This window comes from Anaerobiospirillum sp. NML120448, assembly GCF_023050945.1.
Lineage (GTDB): Bacteria > Pseudomonadota > Gammaproteobacteria > Enterobacterales > Succinivibrionaceae > Anaerobiospirillum.
Genome location: NZ_JALKIM010000010.1, coordinates 20,763 through 38,223 on the forward strand (window position 1 = coordinate 20,763; position 17,461 = coordinate 38,223).

Annotated in this window: 10 protein-coding genes; 2 read left to right on the forward strand and 8 right to left on the reverse strand. The window is 38.7% G+C overall.

From position 1 onward, the window contains the following. Positions 1-124: 124 nt before the first annotated feature. Positions 125-1,405, reverse strand: coding sequence for an oligosaccharide MFS transporter (locus MXE38_RS03175; RefSeq protein WP_246911218.1), 1,281 nt, complete (start codon positions 1,403-1,405; stop codon positions 125-127). A 1,420-nt stretch (positions 1,406-2,825) separates the two neighbouring features. On the opposite strand from MXE38_RS03175, the gene MXE38_RS03180 reads away from it, so the two are divergent. Continuing rightward, the gene (locus tag MXE38_RS03180; RefSeq protein WP_246911219.1) at positions 2,826-3,473 is read left to right on the forward strand and encodes a manganese efflux pump MntP family protein; all 648 of its coding nucleotides are present in this window, start codon (positions 2,826-2,828) and stop codon (positions 3,471-3,473) included. Between the two features lie 459 nt (positions 3,474-3,932). Here MXE38_RS03180 and MXE38_RS03185 read toward each other — a convergent pair whose 3' ends face one another. From MXE38_RS03185 to MXE38_RS03210, 6 genes are all read right to left on the reverse strand, one after another. Further along, complete coding sequence (locus tag MXE38_RS03185; protein ID WP_246911220.1) at positions 3,933-6,950, reverse strand: acyltransferase family protein; 3,018 nt, start codon at positions 6,948-6,950, stop codon at positions 3,933-3,935. A 610-nt stretch (positions 6,951-7,560) separates the two neighbouring features. Further along, entirely contained in the window at positions 7,561-8,226 is a 666-nt protein-coding gene (locus MXE38_RS03190) for a YigZ family protein (protein ID WP_246911221.1), read from the reverse strand. Between the two features lie 1,673 nt (positions 8,227-9,899). Further along, complete coding sequence (locus tag MXE38_RS03195; RefSeq protein WP_246911222.1) at positions 9,900-10,892, reverse strand: DUF805 domain-containing protein; 993 nt, start codon at positions 10,890-10,892, stop codon at positions 9,900-9,902. 114 nt (positions 10,893-11,006) lie between these two features. Continuing rightward, positions 11,007-11,615: a DUF805 domain-containing protein gene (locus MXE38_RS03200; protein ID WP_246911223.1), complete on the reverse strand. Its 609-nt coding sequence runs from the start codon at positions 11,613-11,615 to the stop codon at positions 11,007-11,009. Positions 11,616-11,949: 334 nt separating this feature from the next. Further along, positions 11,950-12,624 (reverse strand): DUF805 domain-containing protein, encoded by a 675-nt coding sequence (locus MXE38_RS03205; RefSeq protein WP_281503138.1) that lies wholly within the window; start codon positions 12,622-12,624, stop codon positions 11,950-11,952. 99 nt (positions 12,625-12,723) lie between these two features. Then, entirely contained in the window at positions 12,724-13,659 is a 936-nt protein-coding gene (locus tag MXE38_RS03210) for a hypothetical protein (RefSeq protein WP_246911224.1), read from the reverse strand. A 217-nt stretch (positions 13,660-13,876) separates the two neighbouring features. Between MXE38_RS03210 and MXE38_RS03215 the strand changes: the two genes are divergently transcribed. After that, complete coding sequence (locus tag MXE38_RS03215) at positions 13,877-15,415, forward strand: IS4 family transposase (protein WP_246911225.1); 1,539 nt, start codon at positions 13,877-13,879, stop codon at positions 15,413-15,415. Positions 15,416-16,047: 632 nt separating this feature from the next. Here MXE38_RS03215 and MXE38_RS03220 read toward each other — a convergent pair. Further along, the gene (locus MXE38_RS03220) at positions 16,048-17,211 is read right to left on the reverse strand and encodes an iron-containing alcohol dehydrogenase (protein WP_246911232.1); all 1,164 of its coding nucleotides are present in this window, start codon (positions 17,209-17,211) and stop codon (positions 16,048-16,050) included. Positions 17,212-17,461 lie beyond the last annotated feature (250 nt).

Consider the following 17,461-nt stretch of genomic DNA (forward strand, 5'->3'; position numbering starts at 1 on the left):
GTAGTCAGAGCAGGAAACTTGAATCTTGAATCTGTGCTCTTGGCTCTTTAGCCTTAGGTCTTTGGGCCTTTAGTCTTTATCCTGGATACTGGTTATTGTTTAGTTGGTTAAGGTTTAATTAGGACTAAGCTGCACTCGCAGTGAGCTTGTCTTTTTTAAAAATTTGTTTGAAGCTCTTATCTTGCTTTAAGAAAATAACAGCAAAAATCATGAATGCTAATACGGTTAAACCTAAGTAGTGGAAAGTTACGCCCGCACCATAAGAGTCGTAAAATGAGCCTACAGTAGAGGAGAAGGCAATCACGCCTATAGAACCAGCTACTTGGTAACCAATTAAGAACACAGTGGCTGATAGTCTCTTGTCAAAATTGCATTGAATGTATTTGAACACGGCAACTAATACAGTAGAAATTTCTAAGCAGTGCATGAGCTTAATTACGGCAAACATTTCAACTGAGGTTACAACTGAGGCTAAATAAATACGTAAGAAAGATACAAAGGCAGCAAAAATTAAGGCATTCTTAGCACCAATCTTATTAGCTACAAAAGGCACAGTGAACATTACTGCGGCCTCTAAAAATACTTGAGCAGAGTTTAGATAGCCATAAATCTGATAGGCATTGGACTTCTCATCAAAAAGATGAGTAAAGAACACAGGGAAAAGCTGTTGGTCAAAAATGTTGTACAAAGAATATGTACCTAACACATAGAGTACAAAGATCCAAAAGCGTACTAACTTAAAGACAGAGATAATTTCAGCAAAGGTTAAAGATTGATTGTTATTGGCAATTTTGGCCATATTTTCAGCTGAAATGTTCTCTGGCTTAAAGACAATATTAAGCACCATATACAGCACACCAACAGCAGAGGCCATATAGAAGTTTAGATGAGGATCAACACTCATTAATAGACCAGCAATAAAGGTTCCAGCAGCATAGGATAAGGAGCCCCAGGTACGTACTTGGCCAAATTCTATAGAGCAAGCACGGCTGATTTTGTCGCAAAAGCTATCTACCAGCCCCATACCAGCAACCCAGCCTAAGCCTAAATAGACACTGCCAAAGACCACGCCTACATAAAAGCTCTCTCTTAGTAATGGCTCATATACATAGATGATGGCAGGTGCACAGCAAGTCATGATAATACTTTGGAACCACACTAAGTGCTTCTTAAGCACTAACTTATCTTGCAAAATGCCATAAAAAGACATGAAAAATAGAGAAAAGGTAAAGTTAGATGAGTACAAAATACCAGTTTGCTCAGCACTAAGACCTATTTCGCTAGAAAGCCAAATGGCATAGAAAGAAAACACAAAGGCAGCACAAGCGTAGTAGCAAAATGAATAGCTAGAAGCAAACCAATAAGCTGGTCGCTTATAAAACGGCTTAGAATCAACGTTTGACATTGTTTTATCTCCCCAACAAGACGATGAGGAGATTGTGCTTGGCTAAAATTTTAGCAAAAATTATCTTTACATAAATTTATGATCTACTTCACAAAAGCCCCGATAATTGACCTTGTTTTTAACCAAAATCCCTAACTTTACCCCGCTATGTTAGCTTTGTAGCATCCTCTGTCAGCCCCTATTGTTCTTTGACATTCAACTAACTAACACGCATACCACTAATGCCGCTCTGCTAATAATGCCATTGATAGCTCTTAGAAAAAGCTATAGTTCATTACAGAGCTACTAAGTTCCTGATGCTTTAAATCATGAATGAATCTTTGTACCTGTTGTGAATATTTACCTAAACTTTCCACTCCCTAGTGCTAAGGCTTGCCTTAGCGCAAGCACTAACGCTAAAACGCAAGCTCAAGCTTAAGCTCCAGCGCCCGCTCACGCTTACACTCAAGTTCAAGCAAAAGCTCCCGCTTCCCCTACTCTTTATTATGAAAGTGCCTAAACCTACAGTTAACAGTTGGCTCATAAATGTAAATGTAAGCTTAGAGCTTACATACATCAATTGGTGTCAGTACAAATCTAATTGGCTGTCATAAGAATTTTTTGTGTTCTACTAGCCTATATCAGAGGTCATAACTTACTTTGATATCATTCCTATTGAGCACTATCAATAAAAGCCTTGTTTCTTAGTGAGCTTTCTTTATAATCAATTGCTCACAAAAATTGCTCAGCTATGCACGTAAGGTATCTGCCTTTTAAACGAGCTCTATTAGACAACTATTAGACTACGTTGCTCCTAATAGCTAAGCCCATATACTTAAGCCTTGAGCTTGGTTAAGACTAGCTGCCAAAGCCTTGTTTTACTCTTAGCTTGCTACTGCCACGGCCATAGCAAGTCCCTAACCTTTGCCATCACCATGGCTATGGTTATGGCTATAGGCCTAATTAGCAATGCAAACTAAGTAGTAACACTGACTGTTCTGCTCTTAATTAAGCTACATTTTGCTATGCCTGAGCTTGCTTTTGTTTAGCGAAGCCTTAATCGCAGCTTGAAACTATGACCAGCCGTGTTTAGTTGTATTTTGCGGTGCTTAGCCATGTTCTGCTAAGGGGCTATGATGAGCTTGGCTGTACCGTCTAAGCTCAGCTGTGTAAGCTATGTAATTTATGCTTGAGTTAGCATGGCCTTGACCGAGATTAAACCTTTAGTATATTGAGAACTTATGATAAAGCAGTATTGGTAGCTACAAGCTAAGAGCTAAGAGCTAAGAGCTGACGGCTTAGATATGCGAGCTAAAAACTGCAAGCTATGCAGAGCTATGAGAGCTTAGGGATGAGCTGTTGCTAGAGGTTGCTTGGTAAGGACTAAGAGAATAATTTTGTCTCTGCTTGTGGCTGTGCTTTTGTTAATGGATCTGTTTTTATGTCTTCATCGCAAATGTTAATTATTGCCTTAGCATTGTCTGTAGATGCTTTGGTGTGCTCCATTATTACAGGCAAAACCAGCTGCAATAATATTTCTAGATTAATCACAGGCTTTACGGTAGCTTTTAGCTTTGGCCTTTTCCAATTTCTCATGCCTATCTTGGGCTTTTTAGGTGGCAAACAACTACAGGAGACGCTTGCTGCTTTTGATCATTGGATAGCTTTTATTTTGCTCTCAGGTGTAGGTGCTAATATGCTTAAAGAGGCCTACACTTCCTATCGTGAGCAACACTCTGATGATGATGATAGTGGCGGCGGCCACTGTAATTCCAACCAGCTACTGCAAGTAAGCTTAATAGCATTATTATCCATGGCTATTGGAACTTCTATTGATGCTTTAGCTGTAGGTGTGTCTTATGGCTTAGTTAGTGATGCCATTATGCTCTGTGCTTCTATCATCGGTATAGTGTGCTTTATTTGTTCCCTACTGGGCTATTTTTTAGGTCAAGTGCTAAGTACCTTTAAAGCCATCGACCCTATCCTTAATCTCTTAGGTGCTATAGTGTTAATCTCAATAGGAGTGAATATTCTTATTGAGCATCAGGCCCTTGAACAGATTAGCCATCTTATGAGCTGCGCTTATTAGCTTAAGCCCCCGACCCTTTTCCCTTTTCCCTTTGCCCTTAAGCCCAAAATATTGCCCTAATAAAATCTTTGCAGCCGCCTATTGGCTGTTTAGTACAGCTCGGCACGGCATGGCACATTACGGCACTGCACTGCACTGCCTATTAACGCCACTTTGATGCTACTTTGCGACCCTGTGTAGTACAGTAAGGCAAGATAAGGTAAGGTGTGGTACAGCATGGCAAAACGCTGCAAAACAGCACCGAACACCAAGGCTGTTTAGCTTAGAACAGAGGCTGTTAGAACTGTAGCTGTTAGCTAAGCAAAAATTCCAGCAGCGCAGCTTACATGCAATATAGCCATCTGCTATGTAGCACACATAAGTGCTTATAATTCGATGTTTAGCTGTGAGCTGGGGAGAACAGCTTTTTCATGTTCTTGAGTTTAATGTTGTTTTGACCTGGAATAAGCAAGCATAGCTCTAGCTATAATTGCCAAGGAGACCTAAGTCCTCAAGGTGCTGAATTTCCTCTGGAGTTAGGTAATGTTGCTTGTCTTTGAGCTTACACTTGGTACTCTTAACTTCCTCAAAATACTTATACTCCTCGCGAGGGTCAGCTAATTGAGGTCTATCGTGATCTGATGATATTTGTGAGTACAAATATGAAATTTGCTCACCAATATGATGAGCCATACTTACATTATCAATATCCTCTTGTTTGTGCTCATGCGCAAATTGCAAACACTCTAGCTGTGGTCTAAGTTCTTGGTATTTTTTAGCGTTGTACATGTGCTCTAAATGTAGACGAGGATTAGAGATATTACTATTTCTATGTACCACGAATACATTTTGCTCAGAAGAAAAATTAAGATGCTCTTTATTGTATTCTTCATTAGGGTAGAAAACAGAGGACTGATTTTTTGTAGTAGCGGTGGTTGTGGCTGAGAGCAAGGCCAATTCTGAATCTAAATCCTGATTAAGCTCCTTGGCAAGCTCGTTTGGCAATTCCAAATCTACGAAAGCTGGGGCTGGATCTAAAGTTTGAGTTTGAGTTTGAGTGTGTGGAAAAGCAGCTGGGGCAGTAATGGCAGCAGTTGCATCAATGTGAGTATCTGACTTTATTGCATTATTGTCAGGCTCTACCTCATATGGTAGAGCATTAGATACAGAAGTTAAATTATCTTGAGTATTAGTTGCCTCACTTAATGGGGCCTTATGATTAGACTGAGACTCTTTTTTGACCAAATTTGGAGCCTCTGTGGCTGTAGGTTGTGGTGCATCTTTAGGAGCTACTTTAGTGGCAGCTTCTGAGACTGCCTTGGAGGCAGCCTCTGGAGTGGTTGTAGCTCTAGTCGCAGCTGCCGCCGCTGCTGGCTCGGCCTCTGTGCCAGCTGCTTGAGCAGCTGGGGCAGGGGCTGGGGCAGGGGCTGGGGCTTGGGAGGAGTTTAGTAAGGGGCCATCGGCGTAGCCCTCTTCCTCATCCACGTCTTTACCTTGTGGGGTTTGACCCACTACTTCGTCTTCAAAGTTGGTTCTGACCTTACCTTGCTTAACACCAATTTGAGACAAGATATAAGAAACTATCTTTACTGAGCCTGCCCATGAGTAATGTAAGCCATCTTGGTAAACAGGAATGTATTTGCCTACTAAGATTTCACAATTACTATCAACACAAATAGCCTCATTAGGATCAATGTACTTAACAGGACGGTCTTTGTCAGTTAAATGCTGATTTTGTGGTAGTTCCAGCACCGATCTTTGCAAGAAATCATTCATTGGAATGGCATTTAACTCCTTGCTCTTAGTGCAGGTAAAGTGAGCACGAATAAAGCGGCTTAAAGGATTTTGCAAAGCATGTAAATACATACAGGTACTGCCCACATCAAACACAGTTTGACGAGGAGTGCCAATGATATAGAGCTTACGATTTTTAAAGCGTGCAGCCATAGATTGAATATCACGCTTAACTGCCTTTTCAAACAAATGCTCAGGTACTTGAAAATCATTAGAACGACGTACTAAGCTACCTTGATAGCGTGGCCAATCTTGGGCTACTACAATAGGCAGATCAGGATATTTATCTACCGCTTTTTTAGCCTCACTATAGCGCATAGCGCACTTTTCATCGATATGACCCTCAGAGCGGCGGTTAACGTAGTTTAACCAAGAATAACAACCATCTCTAAAAACAGTAATCACATGCAAACCACGATCAATTAAATCAAGTGCATAATGACGAGCAAAGCTATCACCAATTAAAATAAAATCTGGCTTACGCTCTAAATCACCAATAGCATTGATTGTTCCTTCAAAAGGCACGGAATGTCCGCCATATTGAGCGTAGCGAGTAACCTCATGATCTAAACGGAACTTAGCACCATTGATAGAAATATACCAAGCACATAAAGCAACTACAAAATAGCTGCCTAAAAATACGTAACCAAAATTACGACGACGCTCGACCAAGTAGTGTAAGAGCACACCCAAGATAAAGATTGGTATTAACAGCTCTAAGCACCAAACATTAAAGCCTAGCTTGGTAATAAACACTATTAACGGCCAGTGAGCTAAATAAATAGCATAAGACCATAGACCTAATTTTTGAAAAACGATATTTCGTAAGAGGGACTTCTTATTATCTGCTGCAATACATAAGTAAGTACCAAATAATGGCACTACTGCCCATAAAGTTGGCCAGCCATGAGCATCATCAATGACAGCAAGGGAAATAAAGATAATGATAAGACCTGCTGCTTCGGCTCTTAATGGAGTAATAGCTAAAATACGAGCACGTAAGGTCTCTGGTAAGAGATGGCCCTTGGCTACACCTCTAAAGAAGCTTAAAGGATAGTAATAAGCTAAAGCACCAAACATGAGCTCAAAGGCACGTGATGGCAAAATATAGTAGGAGTAGCGAGGGAAGTTATTAGTTAAATAGCAAGCAAAGATTAAGAAGAAAATGGTTAAAACTAAAACAGTACGAGCAATGGACTTAGTGCTCATAAACTTGCGGAGCAAGATTAAGAGCAAAGGATAGAACATGTAGAATTGCCATTCTACTGATAATGACCAAGTATGTAAAAAGGCTTGGTCTAAGGCTGAATTAGCAAAGTAATCAGTCTTTTGGGCAAAGTACATGTTAGAGACAAAGAATAAGGCAGTAAAAGCCTCATAGCACATGCGCTTAAGATCACTAACTCCAATGAGCAAGTAACCTAAAATCATAAAGACAGCAATTGTTACCATTAAGGCAGGACAAATACGCTGGGCACGACGCTTGTAGAAGTCATAGAGGCTAAAATTATCATGAGATAAGCCCTTCATGATGATCATGGTCATCAAATAACCTGAGATCACAAAGAAAATATCTACACCTAAGAAGCCACCTCTAAAGTAGGTAAACTCTGGAGTTAAAACGTGAACTAAATGATATATAGTCACAGACAGGACGGCAATTGCTCTTAATCCTGTAATATCCATTCTTAGATCTTTGGCCATGGCCTTGTTTCCTCTTATCTTTCCTTTGGTACTTGTAAGGACAGATTTTTTAGATAAGCAATGTGTCTGCAAGCTTCTGAACTTGCACTAATCTTTAAGCTCAATGCTTGGTTAAGTTTGCTTTCTAACACATGCTGGCAAATATTAGCTCTCTTGTATCCTAAATTACTACCAATCTTTAGACATGAGCATACTAAGCCAAAGAACGCATTGTCTTTGACCCAGCTCTTATGTCTATAAATGTCTGATTGGGAGATGATGGCTTTTAGAGGTGTTTGTGTGTTGGTAATTGAATTATTAAGGTAAAGTTAAATACCTACTTAAGAATAATAGTTTGCTATTCTTAGCTGAACTAAACCAAAAAACTTGTCTCAAAGATAGCAAAAATTTAAGCAAAAGGCCAAATTAATTTGATTTTGGCCAGGCAAAAACTACAACTAGCCCTTGCAAAGAACTATTGCAGGGCAAAACCAAGCATTTAATAAGAGATTATTCTAATTTTGCACCAGTTTAGCACTTACTAAGACGTACCACGATGCAAGTAGTAGCCTTAAGACGCATTAAGCCTCACTAAAACGCTCTGAGATTCGCTAAGATACACCAAGGCGCTCTAAGACTTGGCAATGATCTTTAAAGAGCCTTTGGTCAGATCAATGAGCTCACGCTCTAAATTATCTGCCTCATGTAAAGGTAAGACCACATCAAAATATGCCACCTCTGCATAGTTTTCTTTAACTACAGTAGCTCGATAACGTGGCAATAAATATTGGAACTTTGGAATATAACGATGCTCAATACCTAAGCTAAGCTTAGCAGCAATCATGCGCTCTGTAGTTGGCAAAGTCATTAAGGCCTCTTGTACTGAGCCTTGATAGGCCTTTACCAAGCCACCAGTACCCAAGAGCACGCCACCAAAATAGCGTGTTACCACGGCAGTTAACTCACCTACTCCACAATGCAATACAACATTGAGCATAGGTTGACCTGCTGTACCTTTAGGCTCGCCATCATCAGAACAGCCACAATAGGCAGTGGAATTAGGAGCTGTAGCATTAAAAGCAAAGCAATTATGACGAGCATCTTTATATTGCAAAGAGATCTCCTCAATAAAAGCCTTAGCCTCATCAACACTAGCAGTATGAGCAATAGTAGTAATAAAGCGGCTACGCTTAATTACAATTTCATTAACGTGATACTGACCAGGCTTTAAATCAGGCACTAAATAACTATCTTTACTAGCTTCTTTTGCCGCATTTTTATCTTTTGCCTGAGCCATAATCAATAATCCTCACATCTAAAACTACTACTACTATTACTGCTTACACTGGCACTAGCACAAGCACTACAGCCTAAAGCTCAAATAATCAGGCTCTGCCCCTATTATCTAGCCTCTTGCCCTGCTGCCATACCATGCAACGCTATGACACAACATGACATGACATGATATGACACGACACGCCATACATGGCATACCCATGCCATAGCAAGCATGCCGTCCCTAGCCACGGCTTACTCTGCCTCATAACGCAATATACGGCAATGAAATACAATACAATTCAATGCAGTGCCGTGCAATGCAGATTCAGGGTGGCAGTGCTTTACTTGCTGGCTGGGCATGGCAGTAAACTACCCGCTTTGCCCTTAGCTTATGCCATTAACAGCTTTTGAGTACTATCATCAAAAGCCCTTGATGCTAAAGCTATAGCTTGCTCTAAATTATCCCACAATTCGCCCTAATGACCAAAAGAAATAGGCATACCCAACCAGAGCAAATCCCTACTACTTTGCTCCACCATATAAAAAACGGGAACTTCTAAAGCAAAATTGCCCGCCTTCTCATGGAAAGTGGCAACCTTAAAATTGACCAGCCCTATCGCAATTATGACAGCTCCTTATGCCTCAGAAACAAACATAAAGCTCCTAATACCAAGGAGCCAATTACCATGTTTTTTAAACAAGTAGCATCAAAATCTAGCAGTCAGTAGCCTTTAAAAAACAAAACAGGTGCAATATCGAACTCAAGAAGGGCCATTAGCTTGTTAGCTTGTTAGCTTGTTAGCTTGTTAGCTTGTTAGCTTGTTAGCTTGTTAGCTTGTTAGCTTGTTAGCTTGTTAGCTTGTTAGCTTGTTAGCTTGTTAGCTTGTTAGCTTGCGTTGAAAGGGGTTTTTAAGGGGAGGTAAATTGAAACAGGTTCCCTTTAGGTAAGCTAGTCAGTTCACATCAGTTGTTTAGCTTACAGAGAACCTGCGTTTGTGGCAAAACAAATTATACACTATTTAACTGACAATGCAATATTTTATTGTCATAAAGTTTTAGTTTTTTATCAATACAGGTGATTACTATAATTGACAGCTGATTTTATTATGCTTGTTTTGTAATAATTTAGATTATTGCTAGATTTATTCTCTTAAAGAAGCATTTAACCACTATTATTTTTGCATTTTAAATCTTTTGTCATGAATGTGTTTGCTATTGGTTGCTTAACTCAGTAACAGCAAACATAGTGAAAATTAGACTTTTGCCTAGCAAATCAGCCGAAAAGCACATATATATGCGGTTTTATGCCAAGATTTCATTATCAATTTGGCTTTGAGCAACAATTGGTAATTTACCAATGGTCAAATTTGCTGTAATACATCCATGAAAATCTATATATCTTTTCTTTGTCGTAATTGACAAAATATGTTTTGTGATGCGAGCAGCAAAGGCTCTCTTATGCCATTTTGCTTATCTTTTGGGCTTTTGGGCTTTTGCTCCTGTTTGTTTGATATTGAAACTCACAAGCTACTCACTAGTGGACTGAGAGTTAACCAATAACACTATGCAAATGCTTGACCCGTTTTACAAAAAAAATGGCCTAATGTTGTAGTGCAAACATTAGGCCTATTATTTAGTTAAAAGCTCTACTGATACTGAGCTTCTACATAGTATTAAGCTTTAAGTCCAACCCTATTGCTTATTTTGGTTGTTCTGATCATTCTGTGCATTAGGGTTAAAACCGTAGTTTTTGTTTGGATCATAATTGTTTGGATCTGGCTTAAAGCTATTTTCTGATGGATTGAAACCATTGTTTTGGCTTGGGTCAAAGCCTTGATTTGGATTAAAGCCATTATTAGCTGGGTTGAAACCATTGTTTTGGCTTGGGTCAAAGCCTTGATTTGGGTTAAAGCCATTATTAGCTGGGTTAAAACCATTGTTTTGGCTTGGGTCAAAGCCTTGATTTGGGTTAAAGCCATTATTAGCTGGGTTGAAACCATTGTTTTGGCTTGGGTCAAAGCCTTGATTTGGATTAAAGCCATTATTAGCTGGGTTGAAACCATTGTTTTGGCTTGGGTCAAAGCCTTGATTTGGATTAAAGCCGCCTTGATTTTGGTTAAAGTTGTTGTAGTTTTGGTTATTGCTGTTGCGGTGTTGGTTGCGGGCATCACCAAACATTCTCTTAGCCTCTTGGAAAGAGAAATCGTTAGTAATATCAGAGTAATCAATCTCTAAAGGATCTTGACCAAAACGGTTTTGACCAATAGTGCCACGGGTGACAAACAACACTAAGAGATAAATTGAGGCAGCAAAAGGTAAGATGAAGGTAATATAGGTAATAGTTGCTAAGGTCTCAGAACGAGTTGACACTACTATCATCGACATGACCAAGATTAATAATAAGGCACCAGTTGGTAATAGCAGGAAAAAGCCACTCTTATCTTTATCATGTAAACGACGAATGCTTGCCATTAAAGAGAGCCACCATAGGGCAATAGAAACAAAGAAGCCTAGAAAACCTACAATTATGCCTAAGATAGGAATCACAGATAGAATACCTAGTGCCAGCTCAACTAAGAAAGCAAATAAGTTAAACCACCAAAACTCTGAACGTGATGCACGATCTTTCCAATTGAAAGGTTTTTTAAAGACACAGATTTTAACTGCCTGTACGAATGTAAGCATGTTTTTTCTCCTCAGTTTTAGCTAAAAAAGTGGAAAGCTTACAGCTCTTTCACTTTTTTAGATATGCTCATTTTTTCCTAGAACAACCACATATCATTTATGGGGTTGGTATTATTATTTGTTGTTGGCTACATAAGACGAATAGCCATGAAACTTGTTAGCTGCTCTTAGTTGCTCTTGATCAAAGAGCTCTTGAGCTAACTCAAAGTCAAAGTGCCTATTGTTATTGTTATTTTCCTCAGCAAAAACTCTTAATCCCTCATAAGGATCAGGGCCATACTTATTAGGGCCTCTATTACCCTCACACAAAGTTAAAAAGAAAATATAGAAACTAACTACCCACGCAATAATATTAAGTGGGGTTAATATGATTGACCCAAGATCATCATCTACAATTTGGTATATAAAGCCATACTCATAGCCTACACCTACGACTAGATCTATCAGGATTGGAATTACGGGAAAGATCACCAATAATCCACTTCTGCCCACATCATGTAGTCGTCTAACTGTTAATGCAAACATAAAGCCAGTAATTGCCCAGGTCAGATAGCTCCAAAACTCATCAATATAGACTATGTCTGCGATCACTATGAATATGACTGTTAGCTCTATTAGGAAAAACAATAAGAACACGTACCAAAACTCAGCACGTGAGGCACGTCCTGTAAGGTGTAATGGCTTTTTAATAAAAGCTTGAGTGATAGCTTGCAAAAAAGTCATTCCTAAAGAGCACTCCTTAAAGCTAAAGCTAAACCGAATACCTAAATAATTATTAAGGTAGTTTAGCTAATACGCAATTGTCTACCTACTAAAAAGGTGATTTAGCTTTTAGTTTTTGTTCATTTTCCTTATTTTGCACCAATTATGTGCACTAGTAGTTTTTTGTCCTTACCAAGCTCTCTAATTCTTTGCAGCAGCCAAATTTTAGGCACTAATAGGCACTAAAAAGCCTTAGCAGCAAACAACTACTAAGGCTAGCGCTTTAACTTAAGTAAGATAAATCTGATATGGAGGCTTAATTATTCTTTATGCCAGAGCTCCTATCACTCTGAGCTTACTTGCCATCTCCTCCATTATTGTTTGGATTAAAGCCCTGCTGTGCTGGATTGAAACCATTGTCAGCTGGGTTAAAGCCCTGCTGGTTAGGGTTGAAGCCATTATTAGTTGGGTTGAAGCCTTTCTCTACTTGGTTAGAGGTTCTCATGGTTGGTTTAATTGGCTGTTGGCTTTGATTGTATTGGGCAAAATTATTATGTGTGGAGAGCAAATCAAGCTCTAAAGGATCAGGGCCAAAGCGATTTGCACCTACAGTGCCACGTTTGCAGAACCAGCACAACAGCACCAAAAAATAGATAAGTACAGCAAACACACCTAGAATTAGCACTATATGAACAGGTGATTTTTCATCTGCCCATGGATCAACAGTTAAAGCTAAAATAATAATTGCTAGTAGCAAATATAGGTATGGGGCAAACAACCACCAAGCGCTTTTGTTTAGATCATGCATGCGTCTAATAGACACCATGGTATGAAGCCACAATAATGGAATGCTAAAAAAACTCATTATCATGTTCGTCGAACTGTTTATTTCAGCCAATGGCGAGATAAAAATAGAAATCAAATTCATAAAAAGAAAAAACCACCAAAACTCAGAACGAGAGGCACGATCTTTCCAGTTGAAAGGCTTTTTGATAATACAAATTTTTAGTGCTTGAGGAAAAGAAATCATAGTTTGGGTACCCAAGGTGTTAGCTGCAAGGCGCAAGCTGAAAGCTGCAAGCTGCTAGGAGCAAGCTGCAACTAAAATAGTTGCAGCTTGCTTGTGAGACTAGAAGATTTGCCAGATAGCAAACAACACTTCAATGAAACCTGACCAAATGGCAAAAGCACCAAAATACACCATGCCTAAAATTGAGCATAAGCTATTAAGAGGATGCATTACCAGGCCAACAATACCACCAACTACAGCATTACCAAGGGCTAGCCATAAGTCGAGTATGTAGCCAACTAAACCTACTAAGAAGTCCAAGGCTAATACTACGAACACACAAAAAGAGCCTGTATGCGAGCCCGTAAATTGCTTAAAGCTTTTGGAGGCAAAAATTACAGCTAAGGCTTCACTAACAATTTTTTGAGGGGCATTAACGATCCAAGTGAAGGTATACAACAACATGGAAGGGCCATCAGTTGCTGAGCCTAAAAATACTGCCCTATTCTTTTTGTCAAACATATAAAGCGAATATTGCTTTTGTGAGATACCAAGACGATAGGCTAAATTAAGATTTTCTAAAGACTCTTTGTTGTAGAAGGTAAGGAGCTTAATGATTGCATTATCATGGCCCTCAAAGCGATTAATTTCACTCCAATTAGAACTTACCATGAAGGAGGTAAAGCTCGTATTGGTGCTTAGCTTACAAAAACGCTTGGTGTGTTCTAAAGGCTCTTCTGGGCCAAAAAAGTCCTCAGCTATTATGTCTAATTCAGAAGGGATTAGCTGGGTATTGATGTAAGATCCAGTGCAATTAACCACAGGCAACTTACCAATTACCTCACCTTGTGAAGCAAGCGAAGTCACTGGGGTGGTAATGTAGTTGTAGATGCGGCTAGCGCTATGAGCAAAGGTGCCACCATTTAGCCACACAAAATAGCCAAAGAAGGCAGCGATTAGTAATAAACCAAATAAAGCAGATACTAATTCTGAACCTTTACTTGAGCTAGAGCTAGAGCTAGTTTTAGCTCTTTCCTTATTATTCTGTTGACTCATATTATTATTATCCTAAGACTACTGTAATTGGCCTAAAGGCCAAATATCATATGGGAAGAAAATGATTAGAGTTGCTAAAGATAGGCTCAAAGCAACTATAGTGCATAAGACCAAAGGTCTTTAGTAGCCAGGATTTCTCTTATGAAGAGAGAATGGAAAACGTCATGATTTCCTAATTAAGAACGGTCAAGCTAAAAAAGCTGACAAATAACTTATTATGAGAAGGGAGAAATTTTTATGTATTATAGAAGGCATAACCAAACATACACAGAAAAAAAGGGGTTATGCCATGTTCAATTGTCAATTACTTCCAGCCAAAACTCAAGAACTTTTTAATATCATCAAATCATTTGATATAAGACAACTTTCTAAGGAAGTCGGCTTTATAGAAAGAGTACGTAAGTTATGTCCTGAAGCTCTTATTATGGCTCTTTTAACTTTGTGTTCGATTCGAAATGTTTCAGACGGTCAAGATAATGGCTTTGATATTTGCGAAATAGCCTCTTATTACAACTTATACATTGAAAAATATCCTGAGCTTGGAGGGGTAAAAGTCTCTGCAAAAGATATTGACTTTCAAATATATAAGCCAGGATTAACCGTTTTGATGCGTACTGTCTTTGAGAAGTTATTAAAACATCCTTTTGATTCAAATCGTGAAAAAATATGCGAGCTTAAATCTGAGTTATCTAATTGTTTAGGATTTGAGATAAGCGATATAGTCTTACATGATGGCTGCTACAAAATAGTACATAGCTCTCTATGCAATGATTTTCCAGCTACAAGAAAATCGTCTTCTAAGCAATCAGCTCAAATGGGATTGCAAACAGCCTTAAGTTTAACTGCCGAGACAATAACCTCTTTAACAATAACTAGCGCAACAGCAAATGAGCGTAACTATCTATGTTTTCAAAAAGGGTGTATCCATATTTGTGATGCAGGGTATATAAAGTATGAATTGTTTGATGAAGCTACAAAGGCAGGGGCATTACTTATTATTAAGGGCTACTCAAATACTTCAGGTACGATTTTAGAAGCAAAAGTAAACGGAATTATTGATAAAAGCTTAGCAGGAAAAAGCCTTAAAAGCATTAAAAATTTACCAGAAACCATCAATATTGATATGAAGGTTGCTCTTAAAGGCAAGGATAAAACTGCCTTTGTGGATTCTAATGGTAATACTAAAATGATGCAAAACAATATTATTGTTCGCATAATAAGATTTTTTGATCCTCATAAAGGTAAGTGTGGCTTTATTTTAACCAACATACCATCCTGTGTAACAGGCAATATCATAAAGGCTTTACTAAAGCTAAGATGGCAGATTGAGTTATTTTTCCGTGATCTTAAAGGATATAACAATTTAAGGGCAGCTAAGACAACAAGCAAAAGCTTATCTTTAACTTTTGTTTGGGCTAGCCTAACCTCTCAATTACTTAAGTCTATATTTAGGCGATCATTGTCTTTAAGTTTTAATATGGAAATATCTACTAGACGATTAGAGAAATTCTCGTGTTTTAGTCAACTTTATAAAGATCTTGTTTTATTTGCTTTTGGTGTTGAATCAAAAATCAATGATTCTTATAAGCTACTATCGAATAATCCAGATTTAATTAAAAAGGCCAAAAATACAACAAAACAGATTCAAGAGTTAAGATCTATGAATGCTGTTTTAGATGAAATTAAAAGACTATTTAACTGTCCTGAGATCTGCTTTCCCTTACCAGAACTACCATTGCTTCCTTTAAAAAAATAGAATAATTAAAGCTCAATACTCTTAATTAGGAAATCATGGGAAAACGTAATAGATAACTGGGGATAGTTGGGAGGTGAAAAAAGATGTCAACTATCTGGCCTGCATTGTATTAATATCTATTCGGCCATGCAAGTATTTTTGCTTAAATTGTAATTAAATCATGTTTTTTGCTCCTACTGCCCCGTTTTAATAGCTAGTTTGCAAGCTTAATCTTAATGGAATAAAAGATGGTGCCTACTTTTTTGCTGTTGTATTAAGTTAGCTATGGGACTGGTTAGTTGTTTTGCATTGCATTGCATTGGAGCGAAGTGGACTAGATTGGACTGGACTGGACTGGGCTGTGGTGTTTTGGGGCGCTATAAATCAACCAATAAACAAAAGACCTCATGGGCTTTTTAGGCCTATGAGGTCTTTTAGTATGTAAACCTAGCTAGTATGGGCTTTGGCCGATGCTTGGCAAAGCTTGGCCTTGCCAAGATTGGTATTAGTGGAGGCTGGTTTGGAGCTCACTTATACCTTTAATGGCTCTGGTGTGCTTTAGCTTTAGCTTTTGCTTAAGCTTAAGCTTAAGCTTTGGCGAAAGCTAGCTGGGTTTAGTTTAGTTTGGTTTTGTTTAGTTGGTTTGGGTTGGTTTAGAGGCTGTTGCGATAGATTTGCTTTACGTCCTCGAGGTAGAGAGGGCGAGGGCATTGATCGAGGCCTGGGTTGAATTTGATGCAGTGCTCGGCCATTTCATCAATGTGGCTATCATCGATACCTAAAGCAGTTAAATTGTTAGGGAGACCAATGGAGGTAAAGAATTGTTCGGTCTTGTTAATAGCCTCGTTAGCCATAGCAAAACGATCTGCTTGCTCTGGCATATCAAATACGGCCTTGCCATAATGACAGAAGCGTTCAACAGTATCATCATTTAAGGCATAGCGCATTAAATGTGGGGTTAAAATAGCTAAACCTACACCGTGAGTAATGTCGTAAATAGCAGAAAGCTCATGCTCCATGCCGTGGCATGGCCATGGACGGATACCATTACCTAAAGAGCAAATACCATTACAGGCTAAAGAAGAGGCCCACATCATTTGAGCACGAGCATCATAATCCTGTGGATCTTTTAATAAGCGAGGAGCGCAAGCAATAATAGTACGCAAAATGGTCTCACAAATACCATCAGATACTAAATTGCTATCCTTGCAAAAATACTGCTCATAAATATGAGACATGATGTCAGCAGCGCCAGCAGCAGTCTGATTAGCTGGTACAGAATAAGTATATTGTGGATCTAAGATAGAAACACGAGGGTAGATGTGATCACTAATTAAAGGAAGCTTTTCATTAGTTTCTAAATTAGAAATTACAGAGCCATAGTCAAACTCAGAGCCTGTGGCTGATAAAGTTAAAATGGTGACTAATGGTAGTGCCTTTTTTACTTTGTTCCAGTCTAGAACTAAGTCCCAAGCATCACCTTCATAGCAGGCACCAGCACAAATGGCCTTAGCACAATCTAATACTGAGCCACCGCCTACAGCTAACACAACTTCTACGCCCTTATCTTTGCAGATTTGAACGCCATTGCGTACTGAGGTAATACGTGGATTTGGCTCAACACCTGAGAGCTCAAAAATTTCACAATCATTAAGCTTTGCTAACACACTATCATATAAGCCAGAGCGCTTAATGGAGCTACCGCCATAAACTAATAATACTTTCTTGCCGATAGCAACTACTTCATCGTGTAATGACTCAATAGTGCCCTTACCAAAATGAACCTTAGTTGGGGTATGAAAAACAAAATTTTCCATTACTAACAATACTCCTAACGTACTTGTCTAAAATAGTTTTCCATCAATCCTAACAGAATTTTTTTAGCTGACAATATTTATATGAGCAATGATCTAACGTGCTGATTCGAACTTTTTAACTAAAAAGCACACTAGCACACCTAATATTGCTCATTTATCTCAATAAAAGTGCAAAAAGTGAGCAAAAAGCGCCAAATGCTTGGTATTTTTGGAGCAAGGCTTGGAGATTGGGTCTGTCTATGGTAAAAAT

Coding starts and splice junctions, on each gene's coding strand:
- MXE38_RS03175 (WP_246911218.1), bottom strand. CDS start 1,405: ATGTCAAACGTTGATTCTAAGCCGTTTTATAAGCGACCAGCTTATTGG.
- MXE38_RS03180 (WP_246911219.1), top strand. CDS start 2,826: ATGTCTTCATCGCAAATGTTAATTATTGCCTTAGCATTGTCTGTAGAT.
- MXE38_RS03185 (WP_246911220.1), bottom strand. CDS start 6,950: ATGGCCAAAGATCTAAGAATGGATATTACAGGATTAAGAGCAATTGCC.
- MXE38_RS03190 (WP_246911221.1), bottom strand. CDS start 8,226: ATGGCTCAGGCAAAAGATAAAAATGCGGCAAAAGAAGCTAGTAAAGAT.
- MXE38_RS03195 (WP_246911222.1), bottom strand. CDS start 10,892: ATGCTTACATTCGTACAGGCAGTTAAAATCTGTGTCTTTAAAAAACCT.
- MXE38_RS03200 (WP_246911223.1), bottom strand. CDS start 11,615: ATGACTTTTTTGCAAGCTATCACTCAAGCTTTTATTAAAAAGCCATTA.
- MXE38_RS03205 (WP_281503138.1), bottom strand. CDS start 12,624: ATGATTTCTTTTCCTCAAGCACTAAAAATTTGTATTATCAAAAAGCCT.
- MXE38_RS03210 (WP_246911224.1), bottom strand. CDS start 13,659: ATGAGTCAACAGAATAATAAGGAAAGAGCTAAAACTAGCTCTAGCTCT.
- MXE38_RS03215 (WP_246911225.1), top strand. CDS start 13,877: ATGAGAAGGGAGAAATTTTTATGTATTATAGAAGGCATAACCAAACAT.
- MXE38_RS03220 (WP_246911232.1), bottom strand. CDS start 17,211: ATGGAAAATTTTGTTTTTCATACCCCAACTAAGGTTCATTTTGGTAAG.